The 231-nt window shown below is 55.0% G+C and carries 1 protein-coding gene; it reads right to left on the bottom strand.

Features of this window, described 5'->3' with window-relative positions; genetic code table 11:
- On the bottom strand, positions 1 to 161 hold a 161-nt coding region (locus tag ACLJZ5_RS22170), incomplete at its 3' end, for a SymE family type I addiction module toxin (protein WP_410959040.1).
- Positions 162 to 231 lie beyond the last annotated feature (70 nt).

The raw sequence follows: 231 nt of genomic DNA, 5'->3' as shown, positions 1-231 counted from the left end.
ACCACCTGTTCAGCCTTGTAAAGCTGTTCGCGCAGCTTCTGCTCCTCGTTACTGTCCGCCATCAGCACAATACACCCGTTCGAAATCTTCACCGCCACGCTGCGTCTGGTCTTAAATCCCGCTTCTTCCAGACAGTCGCCCTTAAGATGCAGCTCGGGAATATGCGTACAGCGGCCAGGACGAGCTGCTGAAAAAGCGGCACAGCCGGCAGGGGGTGACGGATTATTTTTA

Origin of the sequence: Salmonella sp. 5800, assembly GCF_046558195.1 — a bacterium.
Classification (GTDB): Bacteria; Pseudomonadota; Gammaproteobacteria; order Enterobacterales; family Enterobacteriaceae; genus Salmonella; species Salmonella enterica.
The sequence above is the reverse complement of the archived record's forward strand: the minus strand, read 5'-3'. Positions and strand labels throughout refer to the sequence as shown.